Here is a 23,778-nt window from a genome sequence, read left to right as displayed (position 1 = left end):
CTCTGCCGGTCCGTCAGGACGCCCGGTTCATGTCCCGCAACACGAAATGCAGGATCCCGCCCGCCTTGAAGTAATCGATCTCGTTGCGGGTATCGATCCGGCACAGTGCCTCGAACTCGACATCGCTGCCGTCCTTGCGCTTGCCGACCACCTTGAGCATCTGGCCAGGCGCAAGGTTGTCGTCGATGCCTTGCACATCCAGCGTCTCGTAACCATCCAGCTCCAATGGGCCAACGCCCTGACCATTGACGAACTGCAGCGGCAGCACGCCCATGCCAACCAGGTTGGAGCGGTGAATCCGCTCGAAGCTTTCGGCAATCACTGCCTTGACGCCGAGCAGGTTGGTGCCCTTGGCCGCCCAGTCGCGGCTCGACCCGGTGCCGTACTCCTTGCCGGCCAGCACGACCAGCGGCGTGCCTTCGCTCTGGTAACGCATGGCAGCATCGTAGATCGACAGACGCTCGCCACTCGGCGCATGGATGGTCTCGCCACCCTCTTCGCCACCGAGCATGCGATTGCGAATGCGGATGTTGGCGAAGGTGCCGCGCATCATCACTTCATGGTTGCCGCGACGCGATCCGTAGGAGTTGAACTCGTCCGGGCTCACGCCCAGCTCCTGCAGATAACGACCGGCCGGTGACGAGGCCTTGATATTGCCGGCCGGTGAAATGTGATCGGTGGTGATCGAGTCGCCGAACACGGCCAACACCCGGGCGCCCTGAATCGGCTTGAGCGGTTGCAGCGGCTGATCGATGGTCTCGAAGTACGGTGGATTCTGGACGTAGCTCGACTCGCTGTTCCAGGCGTAGGTGTCGCTTTCGGTCACGCGGATCGACTGCCAGTGCTCGTCACCGCTGAATACGTCTGCGTAGCGCTTGCGGAACATGCTGCCATCGACGTTCGCCACCGCCTCGGCAATCTCTGCATTGCTCGGCCAGATATCCTTGAGGAAGACCGGCCGGTTGTTCTGGTCATGCCCGAGCGGCTCGGCCAACAGGTTCATCCGCGTATTGCCCGCCAATGCGTAAGCTACGACCAAAGGCGGCGACGCCAGCCAGTTGGCGCGCACCTGCGGATGCACACGGCCTTCAAAGTTGCGGTTGCCCGACAGCACCGAAGATACCGCCAGGTCATGATCGACGATGGCCCTGGCGATTTCGTCCGGCAGCGGCCCGGAGTTGCCGATGCAGGTGGTGCAACCGTAGCCGACCAGGTTGAAGCCGAGCCTGTCGAGATACTCGGTCAGCCCGGCCTTCTCCAGGTAGTCGGTAACGACCTTGGAGCCGGGCGCGAGCGATGACTTGACCCACGGCTTGCGCTGCAGGCCCAGTTCGGCAGCCTTCTTCGCCACCAGACCGGCAGCCATCATGACATTCGGGTTCGAGGTGTTGGTGCAGGAGGTGATAGCGGCAATGACCACGGCGCCGTGCTCGAGCGTGAACTCCTCGCCGTCCATGCTGATGCGTGCTTCGCCGCGCTGGGTGCCTTCTCCGTGTTCGAGCATCTCGACCTTGTCGCGCGGTGCCGGCTGCAGATCCATCAACTCCTGGAAGGCCTTGCTGACACGGCCAAGCGATACGCGATCCTGGGGGCGGCGCGGCCCGGCCAGGCTGACCTCGACCTCGCTCAAATCCAGCTCGAGCGTGTCGGTGAACTCCGGTTCCATGCCTTTCTCGCGCCACATCCCCTGCGCCTTGCAGTAGGCTTCGACACGTTCGATAACCTCGTCCGGGCGGCCGGTCATGCGCAGGTAACCGAGCGAAATCTCGTCAATCGGGAAGAAGCCGCAGGTAGCACCGTACTCGGGCGCCATATTGCCGATGGTCGCGCGATCCGCCAGGGGCAGATCGGCCAGACCGTCGCCGTAGAACTCGACGAACTTGCCGACGACGCCCTTCGCCCGCAGCATCTGGGTTACCGTCAGCACCAGATCGGTTGCGGTCACGCCTTCGGGCAGCTTGCCGGTCATCTTGAAACCGATCACTTCCGGAATCAGCATGGACACCGGCTGGCCGAGCATCGCTGCCTCGGCCTCGATGCCGCCGACCCCCCAACCCAGCACACCGAGCCCATTGACCATGGTGGTGTGCGAATCGGTACCGACGAGCGTGTCCGGATAAGCCCAGGTCTTGCCGTCCACTTCAGACGCCCACACGCTCTGGGACAGATACTCCAGATTGACCTGGTGGCAGATGCCGGTCCCCGGCGGCACGACGCGGAAGTTGTTGAACGCCTTCTGGCCCCAGCGCAGAAACTCGTAGCGCTCCCCGTTGCGTTTCATCTCGATGTCGACGTTGTCCTGATAGGCGTCGTCGTAGCCGAAGCGGTCGACCATCACCGAATGGTCGATCACCAGATCCACCGGCGACAATGGGTTGATCCGCTGAGGATCGCCACCGGCCTTGGCCATGGCGTCGCGCATGGCAGCCAGGTCGACCACTGCAGGCACGCCGGTGAAGTCCTGCATCAGCACCCGCGCAGGACGATACTGAATCTCCCGGTCCGATGAGCGCATCTTCAGCCAGTCGGCCATCGCCTGGATGTCGTCGCGGGTCACGGTCACGCCATCTTCATGGCGCAGCAGATTCTCCAGCAGAACCTTCAATGAAACGGGTAGCCGGTCGATACTGCCGAGTTTCTCGGCTGCCTTCGGCAGGGAATGGTAGTGGTAGGTCTTGTCTCCTACCTGCAGCGTGCTCAGCGTATCCAGACTGTTGCCTTGGGACATCCTCAACTCTCCTCTCTGGTCAGCCGACGGCTCGCGCCGGATCGGTTAAAACTGCCAAACAGCTCACTAAAACTTTAGTCCCATGGGGCTAAAGACCGCGCCTGTTTCGGCGATACAGTGAGCATAGACAACAAAACGTCTCCCACCGCTCACGCTTTCTTCCCAGGACAGTATTAAAATGCGCAACAACCAGCCCATCACCCAGCGTGAACGGATGTTCAATGCCGATCAACGTTTGATATCAGCGACCAATCTGAAGGGTCAGATCGTCTACTGCAATGATGCCTTCGTCGATATAAGCGGCTTCACGCGAGAGGAGTTGATCGGCAGCCCGCACAATCTGGTACGCCATCCGGATACCCCATCTGCGGTGTTCGCGCATATGTGGAACGACCTGAAAAACGGGCGCAGCTGGATGGGTATCGTCAAGAACCGTTGCAAGAATGGCGATCACTACTGGGTGAACGCATTTGCCACCCCGGTCTGGGAGAACGGCCAGGTGACCGGCTATGAATCGGTACGGGTGCGCACGACCCCTGCCCAGGTCGAGCGGGCCGAGGCGCTTTACAGCAGACTCAATCAGGGCCGCGCCCCGCGAACAACCGACTGGGCTGGTGTCATGCTGCCGGCCGCCTTCGGTATTACCCTGGCCGCGGTCGGTGGCGGACTGACGCTGGGACTTGGCGGCCTGGGTGCGGGACTGGCTTGCGCTGCCGGCATACCAGCGGCCTGGGTGTACAAGCGACTCAACGATCAACGGTTGCAACGCGCCATCAGCGCCGCTGACAATGCCATTGTCGATCCGCTGCTGGCGACCATGTATACGCCTCACCGCGGCGTCCTCGGTCAGCTGGAGATGGCCATGCACAGCCAGCAGGCCCGTCTGCGCACGTGCCTGACGCGTGTCATGGACAGTACGGACGGTTTGCGGGTGCAGGCCGAGGAGTCCAGCAAGCTGGCACGTGCCAGCAGCGACGGCCTGTCGCGGCAGCGCCAGGAGACCGATATGGTCGCTACGGCGATCAACCAGATGGCTGCCGCCACCCAGGAAGTATCGAGCAATGTGCAGCGCACTGCGGACGCTACCCGCGATGCCAACACCCTTGCCGACCGCGGCAAGCAGGTGGCCACCCAGGCGCGCGACGCCATCGAAGTGCTTTCCGCGTCGGTGCGCTCGGCGGCCACCGTCTCCAACCAGCTGTCTGTCGATGCACGGGAGATCGGCAGCGTCGTCGACGTTATCCGGGGGATCGCGGAACAGACCAACCTGCTGGCCTTGAACGCAGCGATTGAAGCGGCCCGTGCCGGCGAACAGGGGCGCGGCTTTGCCGTAGTGGCTGATGAGGTGCGCGCATTGGCCAGCCGGACCGCCAGTTCGACTGAACAGATCCACAAGCTGATCGAAAACCTACAGGGCGCCGCGGCGAAAGCGGTATCGACCATGCATGCCGGTCACGAACAGGCCGAACTGGGCGTAAGCCGGGTCATCGACGCTGACGAGGCGCTGGACGGCATTCGCAACGCCATCGAACGCATCAACGAGATGACTGGCCAGATCGCCGCTGCGTCGGAAGAGCAGACCGCCGTCGCCGATGAGATCAATCGCAATGTGGTCAACATCGCCAGCCTGTCGGACAGCACCGCGACTCAAGCCTCCCGAAGCGCAACGCTCGGCGCAGAACTCGCCGCGACTGCCGGACAGCAGGCTGCGCTGGTAGAGCGCTTCGCCAAGCGATAATCGGGAGAGGCTGCGGGAGCCGGGATGTGGGAGCGGCGGCCCCGCCGCGATAGCGGACTCGCCCTTCGCACCCAATCGCGCCGAGAACGGCTCTCTCACCATTGACTGACACCGTCGCCAGACTGCATGAACCTACCGGGCACTTTGGCGCGGTGCTAAACTCCGTCCTTTTGCAGATCGCAACAAGGACACCCCATGTGCGGAATCGTCGGCGCCATCGCCCAGCGTAATATCACTCCCATCCTGATCGAAGGCCTGCGACGCCTCGAATACCGCGGCTATGATTCGGCCGGGGTAGCCGTCCTGGCGCAGGGCAAGGGCATTCAGCGAGTCCGGGCAGTCGGCAAGGTCATCGAGCTGGAAAAGAGCCTGAGCGAAACACCGGCGCTGGGTCACATGGGCATCGCCCATACGCGCTGGGCGACCCACGGCAAGCCCGCCGAGCACAATGCACATCCGCACGTGTCCAACAGGTTGGCCGTTGTCCACAACGGCATCATCGAAAACCACGCACCGCTAAGAAAGAAGCTCAAGGACCTGGGCTACGTTTTCACCTCCGAAACCGACACCGAAGTGGTCGCCCACCTGCTCGCCCATCACTACGAGCAAAGCAAGGATCTGCTTGAGGCATTCCGCCAGACGCTGGGCGAAATCCACGGCGCCTACGCCCTTGCGGTCCTCCATGAAGACGAGCCCGAGACGCTGTATTGCTCGCGCATGGGCAGCCCGCTGGTTATCGGCGAAGGCGTTGAAGAGCACTATATTGCCTCCGACCCGCTGGCCCTGCTGCAGGTCACTGATTGCTTCCGTTACCTTGAAGAAGGCGACTATGCGCGTGTATCGCGTGAGCAGTGCGACATCTGGAACCGTCAGCACGAAACCGTAGACCGCCCCGTCAAGCGCTACGAACATGCCGCGCACAGCCTGGACAAGGGCGAGTATCGCCACTTTATGCTCAAGGAAATCTACGAGCAGCCCGAGGCGATCACCCAGACGCTGGCGGGCACGCTGGGTGACGACCATGTGCTCACCGCCCTGCTCGGCCCGGAAGCCGAAACGCGCCTGGCCGACATCGAGCATATCCACATCGTCGCCTGCGGCACCAGCTACCACGCCGGCCTGGTTGCCCGCTACTGGATCGAGGCGCAGGTCGGCATCACCTGTCAGGTCGAAGTCGCCAGCGAGTACCGCTACCGCACCGTGGTGGTGCCGAAGAACACCCTGTTGATTACCATTTCCCAGTCAGGCGAGACTGCAGACACCCTCGCTGCGCTGCGCTTTGCCAAGGATCAGGGCTACCTCGCAACACTGGCTCTGTGCAACGTAGCCGGCAGTTCCCTAGTGCGCGAGGCGGACTGGCGTCTGCTGACCCATGCAGGCCCGGAAATTGGCGTCGCGTCGACCAAGGCATTCACCACCCAGCTGGTGGCGCTGCTGTGGTTGACTACCGCGCTGGTACAGGCCCGTGGTGGCGACAAGCAACTGATCATCACCAACATCAACGCGCTGAACGCATTACCGAAGATGGTCGAGCAGGCTCTCGAGCTCGACACCCGCATCGCCGAACTCGCCGAGCGCTTCGCCAACAAGCATCACGCCCTGTTCCTGGGCCGCGGCACGCATTATCCGATCGCCATGGAAGGCGCGCTGAAGCTCAAGGAGATTTCCTACATTCATGCTGAAGCCTACGCCGCTGGCGAGCTCAAGCATGGGCCGCTGGCACTGGTGGATGAAGATATGCCAGTGGTGAGTGTGGCGCCGAGCGATGCGTTGCTTGAGAAGCTGAAGTCGAATCTGGAGGAAGTGCGGGCGCGTGGTGGGCAGCTGATTACCTTTGCGTGTGAGCGTGTCGAGCAGAGCGAGGACGGCACCACCGAAACCATCAGCCTGCCGTGGGTGGAAGAATGCATCTCGCCCATCCTCTATACAGTCCCGCTGCAGCTGCTTAGCTATCACGTAGCGCTGGTGAAGGGGACCGATGTGGATAAACCGCGGAATCTGGCAAAGTCTGTGACTGTGGAGTGAAGCGCGAGTTGATCCCCGCAGGAAGCCGGGCGAAGAGCCCGGCCGACCTTCGACAGCTGATCTGGGGACGCGCTCGGGTCCCTTACCCCTCTACTCTATTAGATCGCATGGCTGCCTGTTCTTCTGGTTGATACAGCAGGTCGACGATTTCGCTGCTGGGTTCGTACCCTAAAGCCGTGCTCAGCAAAGTCTGCCTGATTACATCGTAGTCACTGTTGCGGACCGCCTGACGGATGGTGTCCAGGACCGGCAAAAGCCGGTCCCAGCTTATAAAAACTTCGCTTGCTCGACGAATTTTCGGATGCTGTGTTTCCTGAGGGTTATCGCCAATCAGAAGCTCTTCATAGAGCTTCTCGCCAGGGCGGAGACCGGAAAAAACAATCTCGATGTCGCCATTTGGGTTGTTGGAATCCTTCACGGAAAGACCGGACAATGAGATCATCTTTCTGGCCAGATTCGCAATCTTCACGGGCTCACCCATATCGAGCACGAAAACGTCTCCGCCTGTGCCCATCGCCCCGGCCTGTATAACCAGCTGGGCGGCTTCCGGGATAGTCATGAAATAGCGGGTGATTTCCGGGTGCGTCACCGTGACCGGTCCCCCAGCACGGATCTGTTCGCGGAACAGCGGAATCACCGAGCCTGATGAACCAAGTACGTTTCCGAAACGAACCATGGTGAAGCGCGTACGGTTCATGTGCTTCAGAACTGAATCATAGCCCCATAGGGCCGGGGCCTTTTCCACACTCAATGCCTGCATGAGCATCTCGGCCATCCGCTTCGTGGACCCCATAACGTTGGTCGGACGGACGGCTTTGTCAGTGGAAATCAGGACCACGTTCTCGACCTGACATTTGATAGCGACCTGCGCCACGTTCAATGTGCCGAACACGTTATTCATGATGCCTTCGGCAACGTTAAACTCCACGATGGGTACATGCTTGTAGGCAGCAGCGTGATAGATCGTGTGGACGCCCCATTTGGCAGTAACTTGCTCAAGCCGACTCTTATTGCGAATTGACCCGAGAATTGGAATAAGCTGAATCGATAAGCCCTGCGCCGCCACTAGGCTCGCAAGTTCCGTATGTATGGCATACAAGGCGAATTCGCTATGCTCAAACAAGATCAGCGTGCGGGGCTGGGCTGACACTATCTGCCGACAAAGCTCGCTACCAATGGACCCTCCGGCCCCCGTCACCATCACCGCACGAGACTTGATGCAACGTTCGAACAGACCATGGTCAGGAGGCACGCAATCTCTCCCCAGGAGGTCAGCAATATCGACTTCCTGCAAGTCGTCTACCTTCACCTTGCCCGAAGCAATGTCAGCGATAGCAGGCATAGTTCTAACATGAAGAGGATACTGTTCGAGTGTTGACAATATCTTCTGACGATACATACGAGTGGCAGACGGGATCGCCAGGAACAATTCTTCTACACCGGTAGCTGCAATCATCTCGCCGATGCGTTCCGACGGATACACCGGCAGACCGGACACCGTACGGCCAGCCAGGTTCGGGTCGTCATCAACGAACGCCACAGGTTTGTATGTGCCGTCGATTTTAATGGAGGCGAGTAGTTGATTTCCGGCGCCTCCAGCGCCGTAAATCGCGACAGGAATTCCGAATCCTGCGCCCCTGGGGCGGATCACAGCGCGACCTGCCGTAAACCAGTCGCCGGTGAAATATTCACGCGCTACCAGTCGAAGCCCGCCAAGCAGCAACAAACTCAAGCACCAATACATGAACAGGACTGATCGAGAGCGGAAGATTCCGGTACCTGAGATGTCCAGCAGGAGTATTGCGCTACCAAGTGCTAGAAGCCCAATGGACACCGCTTTGAAAATACAGGTCAGCGCATCCGTACCGACATACCGCATGACAGCACGATACATACCCAAACGAATGAAAAATGGCACAGCCAGAATCGGCGCTAGCAGGAATATCTGTGTCTGCCCCGGCCCCGGCCATAGCCAGCCTTCGCTTCCCATTCGAAGATAGAAAGCCAACCACAGCGCAATCCAGATCAACAGCACGTCGGCTAGGATCTGAATAATGCGTTTCTGCGTGTAGCTCAACGAAACGAGACGTTCTTTTAACAAACTATTCTTCCGCTCGACTCAAAAATGTAACAACGAAAAAGGCGCCCTAGGGCGCCATTTTAGCGGTCCAACCGAAGAATACTACCCATCACATCGAACGAATCGCCTCCAACAGGCGCTTAGTCTGACGTTCCATTAGCTGAAAGTCGCCACGGCTCTCCACATTCAGACGAATAACCGGCTCGGTATTGGATGCCCGCAGATTGAAACGCCAGTCCGTAAAGCAAATACTGACCCCATCCGTGTAGTCGACGTCGAGCGCGTCCTTCGTATACTGCGCTTCGATTGCCTTGAGGACAGTAGGCGCATCGTTGACCTTGAGATTGATCTCGCCGGATGACGGGTACGCGGCAATGCGCTCACCGACCATATCGGACATGGGCACTCCCTTGCGGCAGAGCAGTTCTGCCACGAGCAGCCACGGGATCATGCCGCTGTCGCAGTAAGCGAAGTTGCGGAAGTAATGGTGCGCGCTCATTTCGCCGCCATAGGCTGCGTCTTCCTTGCGCATACGCTCCTTGATGAACGCGTGACCTGCCTTGGTCTGCACCGCGCGGCCACCATTTTCTTCAACCTGCTCGACGGTGTTCCACACCAGGCGTGGGTCATGGATGATCGCTGCACCAGGCTCTTTCTTCAGGAACGCCTCCGCCAGAAGGCCGACGATGTAATAGCCCTCGATGAAGCGCCCCTGCTCGTCAAACAGGAAGCAACGGTCGAAGTCGCCGTCCCAAGCGATACCCATGTCTGCCTTGTGCTCCAGCACGGCCTTGCTGGTGGTCTCTCGATTCTCGATCAGAATCGGATTGGGGATACCATTGGGGAAGGTGCCGTCCGGCTCATGGCAGATCTTGATGAACTCTACCGGTATCTGCTTTGCCTTGAAGGCCTGCTCGATGGCATCAATCACCGGACCGGCCGCGCCGTTTCCCGCATTCACCACCAGCTTCAGCGGGGTGAACTTGTCAGGCTCGATGTAGCCCATCAGGTGCTCGACGAACGCCTGGCGCGTATCTACCTTTTCGTATTTGCCGCGTGCGCTGTCCGGTACCGACGGATCTCGGCCATCCTCGAGGGTAACGCTCATCTGCTCGGCCATCTGGCGAATGTCTGCCAGGCCGGTGTCGGCGGAGATCGGACGCGAGCCCTCGCGCACCAGTTTGAAGCCGTTGTAGTCGATCGGATTATGCGAAGCAGTGACCTCGATGCCGCCATCCACGCCAAGGTGGAAGGTAGCAAAGTACACTTCCTCGGTCCCTGCGAGCCCCAGGTCCAGCACGTCTACACCTTCATCGCGCAAGCCGTTGGCCAGCGCTGCCTTCAACTGGGGCGATGTCTCACGTACGTCTCCGCCCAGCACAATGCTGCGCGGTTTGAGAAATTTCGCAAAGGCGCGGGCGATACGGTAAGCGATATCTTCATTCAGCTCCGTACCAAGCTGTCCACGAATGTCATAAGCCTTGAAGCAGGTCAGCTGTGTCATGTCGGTTCCCATTATTTCCATTCTGCGCGAATCCGGCGTAGCAGGCCGGCGGTGGAGACGTCAGTGTCATCCGTTTCGTTATCTTCCCCGCGAATCTTGCCGAGCGTGGTCATGGCAATCTTCTTGCCCATTTCCACACCCCACTGATCGAACGGGTTGATGCCCCAGATAACCGATTGCACGAACACCTTGTGCTCATACAAGGCGATCACAGCTCCGAGGCTGTAGGGATTCAATTCATCGAGGAGCAATGTCGAACTTGGCTGGTTGCCGCGATAGCGCATGTACAGCGGCTGGCTTTCGGCATCCTTCAACGCCGCGTCACCCAATGCCAACAGGCGTGACTGCGCCAGACAGTTTGCCAGCGCCAGCTGATGCTGGGCGATCAGCTCATCTGCAGCGTCATGGTGCAGCGATTCATGATACCGGCGGGCCGGCACGATGAAATCGCAGGTCACCGCCTCGGTGCCCTGATGCAGCAACTGGTAGAACGCGTGCTGCGCATTCGGGCCCACATCGCCCCAGATGATCGGACAGGTAGCGTGCTCGACCGGCTCGCCTTCCCGCGTGACGCTTTTGCCGTTCGACTCCATTTCCAGCTGCTCGAGGTACAGCGGCAACTGCTTCAGGCGGCCATCGTAAGGCAGAATCGCCAGACCATTAATGTCCAGAACGTTGGTGTTCCAGACACCAATCATGGCCATCAGAACCGGCAGGTTTTCCTCCCACCTCGCATTCTTGAAGTGCTCGTCCATGTCGTAGGCGCCCGCGAGAAAATCCCGGAAGCCCTGCATACCGATTTTCAGCGCGATCGGAAGACCGATTGCTGACCACATCGAATAGCGCCCACCCACCCAGCCCCAGAACCCGATCTGATTTTCTTCGGCGATGCCCCATTCGGTCATCTTGTCTGGCGAGGCAGAGACACCAATAAAGTGGCAATGCAGCACACTGGCATTGGCACGGCGGCCAAACGAACGCTGCAGCCACTGTAGTGCAGTCGCGGCATTGGTCAGGGTGTCGATGGTGGTGAACGATTTGGACGATACGATGAACAGCGTTGTCTGCGGTTTCTTGTCCCGCAGCAACTGCGACAACTGACTGCCATCGATCGTCGATGCGAAGTGAATATTCAGTCTTTGCCGAGTCCGGGTCGTAAAGTCGGCCAGTGCCTCGGTCACCATCAGCGGCCCGAGATCGGAGCCACCAACACCGATGTTGATCACGTCGGTGATCACTTCGCCCGTCGCGCCGCGCCACTGGCCTGCCTGAATCTTGGCGACGATACGCTCCATCCGGGCAAGCTGCTCGTGCACCTCGGCGGTAATGTTCTCACCATCTACCTCGCAGCGCGCATCGGGTGGCAGTCGCAACGCCCAGTGCATGGCCGCCCTGCCTTCGGTGTCATTGACCTTTTCCCCGGCAAAGAGGCGGCCGATCCACTCACTCAACTCGTGCGTTCGGGCCAGCTCGAACAGTTGATTCAAGGTCTCTTCCGTGACACGTTGCTTGGAAAAATCGAACAGTAGCGGGCCGAACTGACGGTGCATCTTTGAAAATCGGTCCGGGTCTGCTGCGAAGAGTTCGGCGAGGTGCTGCTTGCCAGCCGTCGCTCCGTGCGAAAGCAGCTCGTTCCATTGGCGTTTCTTGGCGTCAGTCATCAGCGTCGTCCGATTCCGAAATACTCAAACCCGATCTCTTTCATGTACTCCGGGTCCCACACGTTGCGGCCGTCGAGCAACAATGGATGCCGCATGCTCGCCTTCATATGCGCGAAGTCCGGGCTCCAGTAAGCCTTCCACTCCGTGACCAGCATCAGCGCATCGGCATCAACCAGGGCCGCGTACGGGTCCTGATGCAGGATCAGATCGTCGCGAGGACCGCCAGCCCATTCGGTCAAAGCCGGCATCGCTCTAGGGTCATGGACGTGTACTTGCACACCTTGTGCCCATAAAGCCTCGATCAAACGCAAGGCTGGAGCGTTGTCGATACGCGCTGATTCGGGCTTGAACGCCACGCCCCAGATCGCAATCTTGCGTCCTTGAAGGTCTGTGCCGTAGTAGCGCCAGAGTTTGCGAAACAGCGACTCCTTCTGACGCTCGTTGATGCGCAAGACCTGATCCAGCAGTTGCGCCTGAATACCGCTCAACTGCAAGGTTGAAGCCAGGCTCATCACATCGCGCGAGAACGCCAACCCGCCGAAACCGCAACCGGGGTAGAGATAGCCTTCGCCGATACGCTTGTCCGCGCCCATCCCGCGTCGTACCCGCTCAATGTCGACATCGAGCATATCGGCCAGGTTGGCCATATCGTTCATGAAGCTCAGGCGTGTAGCCAGCATGCCGGTGATCGCCAGCTTGGTGAACTCGGCTTCGCGCGGAAGCATGAACATCATTCGGTCGATGCGGCGGTTGAAAGGACGGAGAATTTCGCCCGTCATCCGCTGAGCCCACTCGGAATCACAGCCCACCAACCATTGAGAGGCGTTGAGAAAGCTTTGCAGCGCGGAGCCTTCGATCAGCAAATCCGGCACCGCTACAGCTGCGCGTTGAGCAGTTGACGCGCCAGGCAGTTCGCGCAACGCTTTCTGCAACGCTTCAGTAGTACCCACCTGGAAGGTGGACTGATTGATCAGAAGCCAGCTACGCTCCGGGCCTGAGGGCAACGCCGCGATCGCGTCATAAGCGATATGGGTATCATTCGGCGACAGACCCAGCCAGACGACCGAGGTTTTGTCGTCTACCTGCTCATCGACGCGCGCAAGCCGGAACCGGCCCGCGGTAGTCTGCTCGGCGATCATTTCAGCAAGACCCGGCTCGCGAAATGGGCAACCGCCCCTCGCGAGCGTGGTTGCAGCGGGCCCCTTGGGGACCCGCATGGTGACGTTATGTCCGGTAGAGGCCAGGGCAGCGGCACTTACCAAAGCGCACAACGTGTCTCCATACACATCGATGAACATGCACGCCCCTTACATATATTGCTTGAGAATATCCCTGAATCCCTCACCGAGTTTGGGATGTTTTACACCGTACGCGACGGTTGCTTCCAGGTAGCCAAGCTTGCTGCCGCAATCAAAGGAGCGTCCAGCGATGCGGAAAGCATCGGCGCCCTGCTCTTTCATCAATGCGGCGATGGCGTCGGTCAGCTGAATTTCGTTGCCTGCACCAGGCTTGGTCTCGTCGAGCAGCTCGAAAATGCGAGCCGGGAGCACATACCGGCCAACGATCGACAGGTTCGAGGGCGCTTCCTCGCGAGGCGGCTTTTCCACAACGCGATGCATGGCAGTGCCTTCGCCGGCCTGAAGGTCGACCCCCGCCACATCCACCACCCCGTACTGGCTGACAAGCTCGTAGGGAACCGGCTCGACCATGATCTGTGCGCGACCGGTCTGCTCGAAGTGCTGCACCATTACACCCAGGTCTACGCTGGAGCCCTTCTGCTCTACCAGAACATCGGGAAGCATCACGGCAAATGGCTCGTTTCCGATGACTGCACGAGCACAATTCACGGCATGGCCCAGGCCGAGCGCCTTGCCCTGGCGAACGGCAGTAACCTTCAGATTGGCAGGAGCCGTTTCACGCAAAATCTCAAGGAGCTCATGCTTGCCGCGCCGATCGAGCTCGGCTTCCAATTCGTAGTGCGTGTCGAAATGATCTTCGATGGCTTTTTTGCTGGAGTGTGTGACCAGAATGATCTCGTCGATGCCTGCGGCGAGGGCTTCCTCGACAACGTACTGAATGACGGGCTTATCAACAACAGTGACCATTTCCTTCGGAATGGCCTTGCTGGCCGGGAGGAAGCGCGTGCCGAGTCCGGCCACGGGTAGAACAGCTTTTGTAACCTTCACGAGAACTCCATGTATCAAAAAATCAATTCGATGTCCATGCATGCCATAAGCTTGCGGGGGCGCAAGCTAGCCATGAAACGGGACGCCAACCTGCCTGTTGTGTGGAACGTTTCTACGCCCCTAAGTTCCATTTCCGATCGATGGTCGTGATCGTTTTTTCGCAAATCCTACAGCCCGTCAAAAGGCTGGATCAGGCCGTCGCCTCAGTCATGACTTCGCGTATCACGGCGCAGGTTTTTTCCAATTCCTCGCCGGTCAGTGTCGGATGGACAAGGAACATCAAGCTGGTTTCTCCCAGCCGTTTCGCGACGGGCAAACGCTCAGTTGGACGCCAGCCAGTGTCGTCGAACGCCTTTTCGAGATAGACCTCGGAGCAGGAGCCTTGATAGCACGGCACGCCACTTTTATTTATGGCCTCGATGATACGATCTCGCCCCCAGCCTTGCGCCAAACGCTCCGATTCGATCTGCACGTAGCACTTGTAATGCGCATGAGTGCTCCCCGTGGCCTCGTCGAAACTGGGCACCTTGAGCGATGCGAAGCCGCGGCAGGTTTCCCATATACGCTGCGCGTTCTGCGTGCGGGCCGCGGTCCATTCTTTCATGCGACGCAGTTGAATCCGCCCGAGCACCGCCTGTATTTCAGTCATGCGCCAATTAGTGCCGAAGCTCTCATGCAGCCAACGGAAACCCGGCGGGTGCTCACGCTCATAAACCGCATCCCACGACTTACCGTGATCCTTGTAAGCCCACATCCGCTTCCACAGGTCGCGGTCGTTGGTTGTAACCATGCCACCCTCTCCGCCGGTGGTCATAATCTTGTCCTGACAGAAGGACCATGCCGAGATGTGGCCAATCGACCCGACCGAACGCCCTTTGTAGCGAGCGCCGTGTGCCTGGGCACAATCCTCGATTACAAAAAATCCTTGCTGCTTGGCCATCGCCATGATCGGGTCCATGTCACACGGCCAGCCGGCGAGATGGACGCAGATGACCGCCCTGGTTCGCTCTGTCAGGACCGCACTGACAGTCTCGTGCGTGATGTTCTGCGACACCGCATCGACGTCTGCAAACACAGGCACAGCCCCAGCAGTCACGATACTCGAAGCCGATGCAAGGAACGTGCGCGAAGTGACGATCACTTCGTCTCCCGGACCGATCCCTAGCGCTTTCAACGCCAGATCCAGAGCTACCGTACCGTTGGTCAATGCAATTGCATGATCAGAGTCGGCCCAAACAGCAAATTCTTTTTCAAACTCGCGGCCCTCGTTACCAGTCCAGTAATTGACCTTGTTTGATAGCAGGACGTCACGCACCGCGTCGGCCTCCTCGTCAGTAAAGCAAGGCCAGGGTGAGAAAGGGGTGTTAAGCATAGAAATATCTCGGAACGAAGGCAGCCAAGTCCTGGCTGTATTAATCGGAAGACGTGGAGGCCCGTCAGAGCACCCGAGCGGGAACACCGACAACGGTACATGCGTCAGCAACATCGCTCACCACAGCCGCTCCGGCTCCCACTGTGACACCAGAGCCAATACGCACTAGCTGGCGAACACAACTACCGATGCCAAGCCAACTCTGATCTCCTATTACGACCCCTCCTGCCAAATGAGCTCCTGGGCTGATATGAACCGCAATTCCAAGCACGCAGTCATGGTCAACTGTCGCACCAGTGTTGATGATCGCGCCCATACCGATTGAAGCATCAACGTTTATCACGACCCCGCCAAGTACAACCGAACCGACTCCAACGCGAGCGGAACGACTGACTAAAGCTGACGGGTGAACCAACGTCGTCAGCTTCGCGCCGTGTTGAGCCAATGCGGTCAGCTTGGACTGCCGTACAGCATTGTTACCTATGGCAACCAACACGCCATCGAAATCTGATAACCGCTTTAGCAAGGCCGCCATATCACCTTCAACAGACCACCTGGAAATCGATCGCTTAGCTGGCCAAGCATCGTCGAAAAATATGACTGTCTCCCAGCCGCAAACCTCCGCGCAATCGGCGATTACTTTCCCGTGGCCGCTGGCGCCCAAGATAGCCAGCCGCTTCACGAGTCATTCCCAGTAAATCTCGCTGCTGTGGCTTCGCCATCAGCGCTGATACCGTCGCGCACTAGCACTTTTTTCACGGTCAAAAATAGAATCTTGATATCCAACGACAGCGTTTGATTGTCGACGTACCAGACGTCGAGCATGAACTTTTCATTCCATCCCAAGGCGTTACGTCCGTTTACCTGGGCCCACCCGGTGACTCCCGGTCTTACCTCATGGCGACGGTACTGCTCAGCCGAATACAACGGAAGGTACTCCATCAACAAAGGCCGTGGTCCAACCAGGCTCATGTCGCCTTTCAAGACATTCCACAGTTCGGGCAACTCATCCAAACTGGTCGAACGAAGAAACTGGCCGAATGACGTGAGGCGCTCGGAATCAGGCAAGGGAGTCCCGTTCGCATCAACCGCGTCTTTCATAGTGCGGAATTTCACCATCTCGAACGGCTTACCATTCAAACCCGGGCGTACCTGCCGAAACAACACTGGCGTTCCAAGGTTGCAGCGTACCTGCCAAGCTACGATAGCAAGCACAGGTGCCAGCAATAGCAAGGCAAGCAAGGCGACCAGACAATCCATGATTCTCTTCAACATCATTCCCACCACTTGTTATGCGCCGCCGGCAAGCGTGATATCTGTAAGACGTTGTGCGAAATGCGAGATTTGCAGCCGCTCCCTAAGTTCGTCAGGCACCGTGATCGGCGCAGACGCACCCTCCAGAGACGAAAAACAAGCTATCAGCGCATCGTGCTCTGGTTCGCAAACGACACCCAGATTCAGATCTCGCACCCAGCGCGCGACGCTCGTCCCTTCACCGCATATGGCCAGTACGCCCGCGCCGGAGAGCGCATAACCGGAGGACTTGCTGGGGAAAGCGTAACGCGTAACCTCGTCATCGATGGGCAGCAACGCCCATCGATGTCCAGCCACCAGCTCGGCCGCCTCGACCGCGGAGATCACCCCTTTGTATTGCACCTGCTCATATTCCGACGCCAATGCTTCGATATCCTGAGCGTGTACTCCGCCGCCGGCAAAGGTGAACCGTAGGCCACCGCCTGCCTTCAAATAGGCGCGTATCGCCGCCACCACCAACGGGATCCGCTGCAACCGGCCAGCATTGCCGCAGAACACGACATCCCCCTCAGGCAAACCCGTTTGCGCTGGCACCCTGTCGAAAGAGGGATTATCGAGCAGGTGTATTGGTATGTCACCTGAAGCGCGAGCGTTGATGTAGGTTCTCATGTCTTCGGACAGGGTCACCGCCGCCGCCGCATTCCGGATGGTGAAGTTATCCAACGCTTGCAGTACCTTGAAGACCAGCCGATTCAGCGGTACCACAATGTTTGCGGCCTCGGGATGAATGTCCTGCAGGTGGTAAACATAGGCAGCCCGGAACAATCGACAGTAGACCGCCACCACGAAGGGTACGACTACCGGCGGGTTGGTCGAGACATAAACCGTCGCAGGCTTCACGCGGACCAGGCTGAAAAACGTCCACGCCATGAAGAAAATGGCCTCCGCGATACGCTTGGCCAAGCCGCTGCCGGAAGTCGTGTAGGATCGACAGGCACGTATCTGGACATTCGCTCCCCGGCCAGCGTCAGCCAAGGTTTGCTCCAGGTTACCACTCGTCTGCGTCAGAACGCAGACAGTGTGGTCTCGGGCAGCAGTTTCAGCGAACTGAAGCAAACCTTCGCCAATCACCTGGCTGTCAGGCCAGAAGCTACGGTTCACGATTGCGAGGTCGGTACGTTTGCGTCCCACGTGCCCGGCCCTCAGAAGCGCTTCCAGACGTTCTGCATCACATAATCACGATAACTGTGGACGATGCGCACGACCTTCTCTGCCACGTTCGGCATGCTGTAATCGCCAACCAACCGAAGCGTTCGCTGTTCACCGCGCTGCTGGCCCTCCAATATCGCGAGCCCCTGCAAGACACGCTCCTTGTTCAGTCCCACCATCATCGCAGCAGCCTCTTCCATGCCTTCAGGCCGCTCATGCGCTTCACGGATATTCAAAGCCGGGAAATTGAGGATGGATGACTCTTCATTGATCGTGCCGCTGTCGGACAACACAGCTTTAGCCGCAAGCTGCAGCTTATTGTAGTCCTTGAAGCCCAGCGGCTTGAGGAGCTGGACATTGGGATGAAAATCGACTCCGAGTGCATCGACGCGTTTTTGGGTTCGCGGGTGCGTCGATACGATGACCGGAAACCCGTACTGCTCCGCGACGGTATTCAGCACATCGACCAAGCCGGAGAAGTTGGCATCCGAATCGATGTTCTCTTCCCGGTGAGCGCTCACGACGAAGAACTTGCCAGCTTCCAGTCCCAGGCGTTGGAGTATGTCCGAATTCTCGATGCCGGATCGGTAATGGTTGAGCACCTCGTACATCGGGCTGCCGGTCTTGATGACCATATCCGGTGACAGCCCCTCGCGCAGCAGGTAGTCCCGCGCGATGGTGCTATAGGTCAAGTTGATGTCTGCAGTATGGTCGACGATGCGGCGGTTGATCTCCTCCGGAACCCGCATATCGAAACAGCGGTTACCCGCCTCCATATGAAAAGTCGGGATTTTCCGGCGCTTGGCAGGAATGACCGCCATGCAGCTGTTAGTATCGCCCAGCACCAGCAAAGCGTCTGGCTGAACCTGAGCCAGGACCTTGTCCACAGCGATGATGACATTGCCGATTGTCTCCGCTCCGCTGGCTCCGGCCGCGTTGAGAAAATGATCAGGCTTTCTTATTTCCAAGTCCTGAAAAAATATCTCATTGAGTTCGTAATCGTAGTTTTGGCCAGTGTGAACCAGGATATGTTCGCAATGTTCGTCCAGCTTTGCCATGACCCGAGAAAGCCGAATGATTTCCGGACGGGTGCCCACCACCGTCACGACCTTAAGTTTCTTCATTTGAAATCCTTGTAGCAGTCAAGCTTCAGTGCCCACCGGCCTGGCGTAGGTATCCGGCCGCTCCCGGTCGAAAATCTCGTTCGCCCAGAGCATCACCAGCATTTCGTCACTTCCGACATTGGTAATGTCATGGGTCCAGCCGGGTACGGTTTCAACGACTACTGGCTCATCACCCGATGCGAACAGCTCGTAAAATTCACCCGTGACGATGTGTCGGAACCGATAACAAGCCTGACCCTTGATAACCAGGAACTTTTCGGTTTTCGAGTGATGATAATGGCCACCGCGGGTGATACCCGGATGCGCGGTGAAAAAAGAGAACTGCCCCGAGTCCTTCGTCTTGAGCATTTCGACGAATACGCCGCGTTCGTCCCCGTGCTTGGGGAGCGTATAGCTGAAGCTCTCGGGCGGCAGATAGCTCAGATAGGTGGAATAAAGCGCGCGCGTCAGACCAGTACCGACGGCATCCGTCGTGAGCGTCTGGCGGCTGTCTCGAAATGCCTGAATCTGTCTAGCCAGAGCTCCGACTGTGGTGGCATACACCGGGTCGACGTCCATGAACGGCTGGCCGTCGACCTTACCGTCCATAAGAGAAACGAAACAATCCACCACGTCATCGATGTAAACCAGTCGAAGCGGGGCGTCAGGGTCGTTCACCTTGATGGGCAGACCACGTGAAATGTTATGACAGAAGGTCGCGACAGCCGAGTTGTAATTGGGCCGGGCCCACTTGCCAAACACATTCGGCAGCCTGAAAACGTGTACCGGAGAACCGGTCGACGATGCAAGGTCGATCAGCGACTGCTCCGCTGCCTTCTTACTCTCGCCGTAGGGGTTGGAACTTTCGGCCTGAATGGACGAGGTGTATATCAACGGGATCTCGCGTCCGCTCCTGGCGACCGCATCACAGAGCGCCCGGGTGAGATCCGTGTTGCCTATGGTGAAATCCGCTGGGTCTTCCGGTCTATTCACCCCCGCCAGGTGGAAAATGAACTCCGCATCCCCGACCAGTTGGCCGAGGCGCTCCAATGAGTCTTCGCGGGTAAACGTGTGAACGTCGACATCCTTGCGCTCCCCCAGGTGGGCAACAAGATTTTTGCCTACGAAGCCGTTCGCTCCGGTGATCAGCACTTTCATCGGCTATTCCTCCGGCGTTGCGTATTCGCCACGTTGGATCGCGCGCATGAACTCGAGTCTCAACAACAAGCGCTTCATGCCTTCCACATCCAGCCGTTCGGTGTTGTGAGAGTTGTAGTCTTCACTACGGGAGATTTTCTCTTCACCCTGTTCGACATACTTCGCGTAGTTCAGGTCGCGCAGGTCCGGGGGCACCCGGAAGTACTGACCTGCCTCTTCAGCGGCGGCCATTTCTTCGCGGCTGAGCAGTGCTTCGTACAGCTTTTCACCATGACGCGTTCCGATTACCTGAATCGGGTGTTCCGGTTTGTCGAGCAGTTCAACCAGCGCGCGCGCCAGGGTTTCCACGGTTGCAGCGGGTGCTTTCTGCACGAAGATATCGCCGTTGGTGCCGTGCTCGAAGGCATGCAGGACCAGGTCGACCGCGTCGGAGAGCGTCATCATGAAGCGAGTCATGTTCGGATCGGTCAAGGTCAGCGGCTTGCCCGCTCTGATCTGCTCGATGAATAGGGGAATGACAGAGCCACGGGATGCCATCACGTTGCCGTAACGAGTGCCACAGATGACCGTCTTGGCATCATCTGCGTGGCGCGACTTGGCAACCATGACCTTTTCCATCATCGCCTTGGAAATACCCATTGCGTTGATCGGGTACACCGCTTTATCGGTACTCAAGCACACCACGCGCTTGACCTGATTCTGGATCGCCGCTTCCAGCACGTTTTCAGTACCGATCACGTTGGTCTTGACCGCTTCCATCGGATGGAACTCACACGACGGAACCTGCTTTAGGGCGGCTGCATGAAATATGTAATCCACCCCGCGTGTCGCATTCAGAATGCCCGGATAATCTCTGACGTCCCCCAGGTAAAACTTCAGCTTGGGATGACTGTAGATCTTCCGCATGTCGTCCTGCTTCTTTTCATCGCGGCTAAAAACTCGGATCTCGCCCAACTCGGACTGAAGAAACCGTTTGAGCACGGCATTACCGAAGGAGCCAGTGCCGCCGGTGATCAGAAGAGTCTTACCTTGAAATTCGTTCACAATTCGCCTCCACAAAACGCACGATTCTTGCGCCGACTGCACCGCTGGTCTTTTCACGCAAGAGCCAGTCACGGGCATCGTCAGCTTTTCGCAGCAAAACGGTTTCATCCATGCGGTCCAATCTTTCGATTGTCCGCGCTATACAATCAACCGAGAATTCTTCAATGAGGTTCAGATAGGCATCGTACTCTGCAGGAACCCCATCAAGCTTGGTTGTCATGACTGGGACACCACTGGCCATGTACTCCAGAATCTTGGAAGGAAATGAGTACCGAGTGTACTTTTCCGCTGGGTCACGGGTCAGGGCAAGCAACGAGGCACGCTGCTGAATAGCTTGAGCATGCGCGGGCGGTACGAATCCGAGGTATTTGATCGCAGCGCAATCCTGCGATTGGCTTCGCAGGTAGTCCTCTAGGTCGCCACGGCCGCACAGCCAGAGCTCGTAGGAAGATCCCGCCCTCTTGAACGCTTCGACGAGTTCGACAATGCCGTAAGCGCGGTTAACCGAACCAGCATAAAATATAATTTTTTTGCCTGAGCAGTCGGGTAGTGAAGCCGGATACTCAACATCCACCGCGACCGAGTCATCACATATTCCCTCCACTACTAGCGCAGGCACATGCGCCCAGGCGGAACTGTCCTCAGCCATTGGCTTGGCAGCGACAAAAACGCCACTCGCCCGAGCCAGCATGGCATCTACCAGTTTGACGTCCAGCCTTTTCAGCCATTTGACAGGCAACGACCGGTTGAGCCCCATATCCATATAAACCGGCAGATCCGGCACGTACACGAAGAAGGGAGCCGACACGAACGTCGAGTACAAATACGCAGCGAGCAGATTTGGCGTATGGGCCGAATATAAGCAAACCACCGGCTTTTCGGACCTGGGCTGAGAAATCAACGCGGTCAGCACCCCCAAAAAGCGCGACGCGAGTTTCAACACCGGCAAGTTGATCAGCGGAAGGACCCGTGCCCCGCGCCCGTCCTGAGCTTGCCCAGTCTGACTCGGCAGGAGCACGTGCGGATTGCGTGGATAAGTCGAGACTGCCGCTGTGGAAATCGTCCGCACACGCGCCCCACCAATGCGCAAAGCACGCAAGAATCGCGACTCAAGCTTGTACGCCGCAACCTGAGGGAGCGCATCGCCAGCAGTGTATCTCTCGAAATAGTCCGGGCTTACACAAAAACCCACCAACAGAATATTCATAGATTCTCAGTGCTGATCGTAATGACGGTCGCGGTCGGGGCGCTGACGGGTGAAACAAAAAGCGGAGCGCAGTATACGCCAGAACAACTGCCACGGACCAAGCGAAGCGATAGTAACGTCCAGACCCCAGGCAAAACAGAAGGCCTGACCACTGTCGGCAGCGCGCAAAACGCTACGCGCTCGGGCCTACTGAGTGTCTCTTTGCGCCGAGCATACCGAACAGGAAAAACGCCACCGCTCCGGCGCTTGGAACTATCAAAATATCCCAGACTAGCGCCATCGGGCCGAAAGCCATCAAGACTGCCGACCAGGCAAAAAAGCGCTCGGGCGAAGGCTCACTCATCCTGGTGCGTCGAACTGCCGAGCTCAGGTTGAAAAAGAGCATGGCGATGAATGGAATGAAGAAAATCAATCCTCCTTTCCAGACCAACGTGAGGAAATAAACGTGAGTAGATGTATTGGCTGCCAAGCCCGGAGAAATCTCTTCTGACGTATATCGACCGTACCCTGAGAAACCATTGCCGAAGAGCGGGCTGGCTACCGCCTCACTTACACCTTCAACGAGAAGTTGAATGCGACCCGTGGCAAACTGATCGGCCTTTTCCTGCCAGACCCTGTCTGCCTCTGCGGTTCCTGACAAGTGCCCTTCCTGTGCAGACGCTGGCCCCTTGATCGCGTCCAGCGAAGACAACATCCGACTCGCCTCTATACCTCTGACGTAAGTGAGACCAAACGCAGCGACAAGGGCGAGAAGCGCGAAGAGAGCTTTTCGCGCATTCTGTCGATCGCGAAATGCAAATAGGACGACAGACCCAAAAATCCAGATCAACAGCAGCTGCGCGCTGCGTGACTCACTTCCGAAGATCAGAAACGATGCGGATAAAAGAGCGAGCCACATTACTGCTGATAGCCACCGGTTCGCCACACCGCCAATTAGAGTTCCGCAAAGAATCATGGCTTGCAAACAAATTAGGTGCGCAAGGCTGAGAACCCCGAAGGTCGCAAAAACCGGCAGTCCTAGAAACTCGGCGTTCATGGCCGCAAAGCCAAGAGAACCTATGTAAATCCTCACGGCTTGGTCCAGAAGAATCACGCGGGCAGCGACCACGATCAGGAATATCGATGAAAACATGGAAAACCAGAAGAAAATCCGGCTAATCCCGCTACTCTTCGCTAAAAATCGCCCCAAGAACAAGAATGAAGGCGCGAACATGATAAGGACTAACGAAAGAAGGTGCCTGATCGTCTCGCCGTCAGGCGATACCGCTTCCGCTGCAAATATCGAAACAACACCAGCTACCATCGAAAGTATGTAGGCTGCCCCCGTGCGATCGAAGTCATTCAAGAACCCCAGTCCAATCAGAGGAACCAAGAAAAAGGCAGGGTTGATGTCATAGCCCAGTAGCTGAAACAGCACGATGGGGATACACATCATAGCGGCAACGATAGCCACTAGCGCGTCGCTCCTGCCGAGGGTTAGGTGCAGCTTAAATATATCCAGCATCCGGA

17 protein-coding genes are annotated in these 23,778 nt (G+C 58.0%); 2 read left to right on the top strand and 15 right to left on the bottom strand.

From position 1 onward, the window contains the following. Window positions 1-13: 13 nt before the first annotated feature. Entirely contained in the window at window positions 14-2,728 is a 2,715-nt protein-coding gene (gene acnA / locus KEM63_RS05830) for an aconitate hydratase AcnA (protein ID WP_223655255.1), read from the bottom strand. 178 nt (window positions 2,729-2,906) lie between these two features. Between acnA and KEM63_RS05825 the strand changes: the two genes are divergently transcribed. Together KEM63_RS05825 and glmS are read left to right on the top strand one after the other, a co-directional pair. Beyond that, window positions 2,907-4,466 (top strand): methyl-accepting chemotaxis protein, encoded by a 1,560-nt coding sequence (locus KEM63_RS05825; protein WP_223655254.1) that lies wholly within the window; start codon window positions 2,907-2,909, stop codon window positions 4,464-4,466. 195 nt (window positions 4,467-4,661) lie between these two features. Next, window positions 4,662-6,491 carry a glutamine--fructose-6-phosphate transaminase (isomerizing) gene (glmS, locus tag KEM63_RS05820; protein WP_223655253.1) on the top strand — a complete coding sequence of 610 codons (1,830 nt, stop codon included), beginning with the start codon at window positions 4,662-4,664 and terminating at the stop codon, window positions 6,489-6,491. An 82-nt stretch (window positions 6,492-6,573) separates the two neighbouring features. On the opposite strand, the gene KEM63_RS05815 is transcribed toward glmS, so the two are convergent. The 14 genes from KEM63_RS05815 to KEM63_RS05750 all read right to left on the bottom strand — a co-directional run bounded on the left by KEM63_RS05815 (window position 6,574) and on the right by KEM63_RS05750 (window position 23,722). Further along, on the bottom strand, window positions 6,574-8,592 hold the full coding sequence (locus KEM63_RS05815) for a polysaccharide biosynthesis protein (protein WP_223655252.1): 2,019 nt from the start codon (window positions 8,590-8,592) through the stop codon (window positions 6,574-6,576). Window positions 8,593-8,680: 88 nt separating this feature from the next. Beyond that, entirely contained in the window at window positions 8,681-10,075 is a 1,395-nt protein-coding gene (locus KEM63_RS05810) for a phosphohexomutase domain-containing protein (RefSeq protein WP_223655251.1), read from the bottom strand. An 11-nt stretch (window positions 10,076-10,086) separates the two neighbouring features. Further along, complete coding sequence (pgi, locus tag KEM63_RS05805) at window positions 10,087-11,736, bottom strand: glucose-6-phosphate isomerase (protein ID WP_228744800.1); 1,650 nt, start codon at window positions 11,734-11,736, stop codon at window positions 10,087-10,089. Beyond that, window positions 11,736-13,034 carry a UDP-glucose dehydrogenase family protein gene (locus tag KEM63_RS05800; RefSeq protein ID WP_223655250.1) on the bottom strand — a complete coding sequence of 433 codons (1,299 nt, stop codon included), beginning with the start codon at window positions 13,032-13,034 and terminating at the stop codon, window positions 11,736-11,738. Before KEM63_RS05800 ends, pgi begins: the two co-directional genes overlap by 1 nt. A gap of 9 nt (window positions 13,035-13,043) precedes the next feature. Then, a complete protein-coding gene (gene galU / locus KEM63_RS05795) occupies window positions 13,044-13,964 on the bottom strand; it encodes a UTP--glucose-1-phosphate uridylyltransferase GalU (protein ID WP_223655249.1) in 921 nt (306 codons plus the stop codon). A gap of 148 nt (window positions 13,965-14,112) precedes the next feature. After that, on the bottom strand, window positions 14,113-15,294 hold the full coding sequence (locus KEM63_RS05790) for a DegT/DnrJ/EryC1/StrS family aminotransferase (RefSeq protein WP_223655248.1): 1,182 nt from the start codon (window positions 15,292-15,294) through the stop codon (window positions 14,113-14,115). A 64-nt stretch (window positions 15,295-15,358) separates the two neighbouring features. Continuing rightward, window positions 15,359-15,976, bottom strand: a complete 618-nt coding sequence (locus tag KEM63_RS05785) for an acetyltransferase (protein WP_223655247.1) — start codon at window positions 15,974-15,976, stop codon at window positions 15,359-15,361. Further along, complete coding sequence (locus KEM63_RS05780; RefSeq protein ID WP_279346939.1) at window positions 15,973-16,569, bottom strand: sugar transferase; 597 nt, start codon at window positions 16,567-16,569, stop codon at window positions 15,973-15,975. The genes KEM63_RS05785 and KEM63_RS05780 overlap by 4 nt, the downstream gene beginning before the upstream one ends. A 15-nt stretch (window positions 16,570-16,584) precedes the next feature. Further along, on the bottom strand, window positions 16,585-17,739 hold the full coding sequence (locus KEM63_RS05775; RefSeq protein ID WP_223655245.1) for a glycosyltransferase: 1,155 nt from the start codon (window positions 17,737-17,739) through the stop codon (window positions 16,585-16,587). A gap of 11 nt (window positions 17,740-17,750) precedes the next feature. Beyond that, window positions 17,751-18,881, bottom strand: coding sequence for a non-hydrolyzing UDP-N-acetylglucosamine 2-epimerase (wecB, locus tag KEM63_RS05770; RefSeq protein ID WP_223655244.1), 1,131 nt, complete (start codon window positions 18,879-18,881; stop codon window positions 17,751-17,753). Between the two features lie 18 nt (window positions 18,882-18,899). Continuing rightward, the gene (gene wbjC, locus KEM63_RS05765; RefSeq protein ID WP_223655243.1) at window positions 18,900-20,018 is read right to left on the bottom strand and encodes a UDP-2-acetamido-2,6-beta-L-arabino-hexul-4-ose reductase; all 1,119 of its coding nucleotides are present in this window, start codon (window positions 20,016-20,018) and stop codon (window positions 18,900-18,902) included. 3 nt (window positions 20,019-20,021) lie between these two features. Continuing rightward, window positions 20,022-21,062, bottom strand: a complete 1,041-nt coding sequence (locus tag KEM63_RS05760; protein WP_223655242.1) for a polysaccharide biosynthesis protein — start codon at window positions 21,060-21,062, stop codon at window positions 20,022-20,024. Then, window positions 21,043-22,269 carry a glycosyltransferase gene (locus tag KEM63_RS05755; protein ID WP_223655241.1) on the bottom strand — a complete coding sequence of 409 codons (1,227 nt, stop codon included), beginning with the start codon at window positions 22,267-22,269 and terminating at the stop codon, window positions 21,043-21,045. The genes KEM63_RS05760 and KEM63_RS05755 overlap by 20 nt, the downstream gene beginning before the upstream one ends. Before the next feature lie 172 nt (window positions 22,270-22,441). Continuing rightward, on the bottom strand, window positions 22,442-23,722 hold the full coding sequence (locus tag KEM63_RS05750) for an O-antigen ligase family protein (protein ID WP_223655240.1): 1,281 nt from the start codon (window positions 23,720-23,722) through the stop codon (window positions 22,442-22,444). Between the last annotated feature and the right edge of the window lie 56 nt (window positions 23,723-23,778).

Origin of the sequence: Halopseudomonas nanhaiensis, assembly GCF_020025155.1 — a bacterium.
Classification (GTDB): Bacteria; Pseudomonadota; Gammaproteobacteria; order Pseudomonadales; family Pseudomonadaceae; genus Halopseudomonas; species Halopseudomonas nanhaiensis.
The sequence above is the reverse complement of the archived record's forward strand: the minus strand, read 5'-3'. Positions and strand labels throughout refer to the sequence as shown.

What these genes read in the sequence shown, in the direction of transcription:
- acnA (WP_223655255.1), bottom strand. Translation starts at nt 2,728, where the DNA reads ATGTCCCAAGGCAACAGTCTGGATACGCTGAGCACGCTGCAGGTAGGA.
- KEM63_RS05825 (WP_223655254.1), top strand. Translation starts at nt 2,907, where the DNA reads ATGCGCAACAACCAGCCCATCACCCAGCGTGAACGGATGTTCAATGCC.
- glmS (WP_223655253.1), top strand. Translation starts at nt 4,662, where the DNA reads ATGTGCGGAATCGTCGGCGCCATCGCCCAGCGTAATATCACTCCCATC.
- KEM63_RS05810 (WP_223655251.1), bottom strand. Translation starts at nt 10,075, where the DNA reads ATGACACAGCTGACCTGCTTCAAGGCTTATGACATTCGTGGACAGCTT.
- pgi (WP_228744800.1), bottom strand. Translation starts at nt 11,736, where the DNA reads ATGACTGACGCCAAGAAACGCCAATGGAACGAGCTGCTTTCGCACGGA.
- KEM63_RS05800 (WP_223655250.1), bottom strand. Translation starts at nt 13,034, where the DNA reads ATGTTCATCGATGTGTATGGAGACACGTTGTGCGCTTTGGTAAGTGCC.
- galU (WP_223655249.1), bottom strand. Translation starts at nt 13,964, where the DNA reads ATGCATGGACATCGAATTGATTTTTTGATACATGGAGTTCTCGTGAAG.
- KEM63_RS05790 (WP_223655248.1), bottom strand. Translation starts at nt 15,294, where the DNA reads ATGCTTAACACCCCTTTCTCACCCTGGCCTTGCTTTACTGACGAGGAG.
- KEM63_RS05780 (WP_279346939.1), bottom strand. Translation starts at nt 16,569, where the DNA reads ATGTTGAAGAGAATCATGGATTGTCTGGTCGCCTTGCTTGCCTTGCTA.
- wecB (WP_223655244.1), bottom strand. Translation starts at nt 18,881, where the DNA reads ATGAAGAAACTTAAGGTCGTGACGGTGGTGGGCACCCGTCCGGAAATC.
- wbjC (WP_223655243.1), bottom strand. Translation starts at nt 20,018, where the DNA reads ATGAAAGTGCTGATCACCGGAGCGAACGGCTTCGTAGGCAAAAATCTT.
- KEM63_RS05755 (WP_223655241.1), bottom strand. Translation starts at nt 22,269, where the DNA reads ATGAATATTCTGTTGGTGGGTTTTTGTGTAAGCCCGGACTATTTCGAG.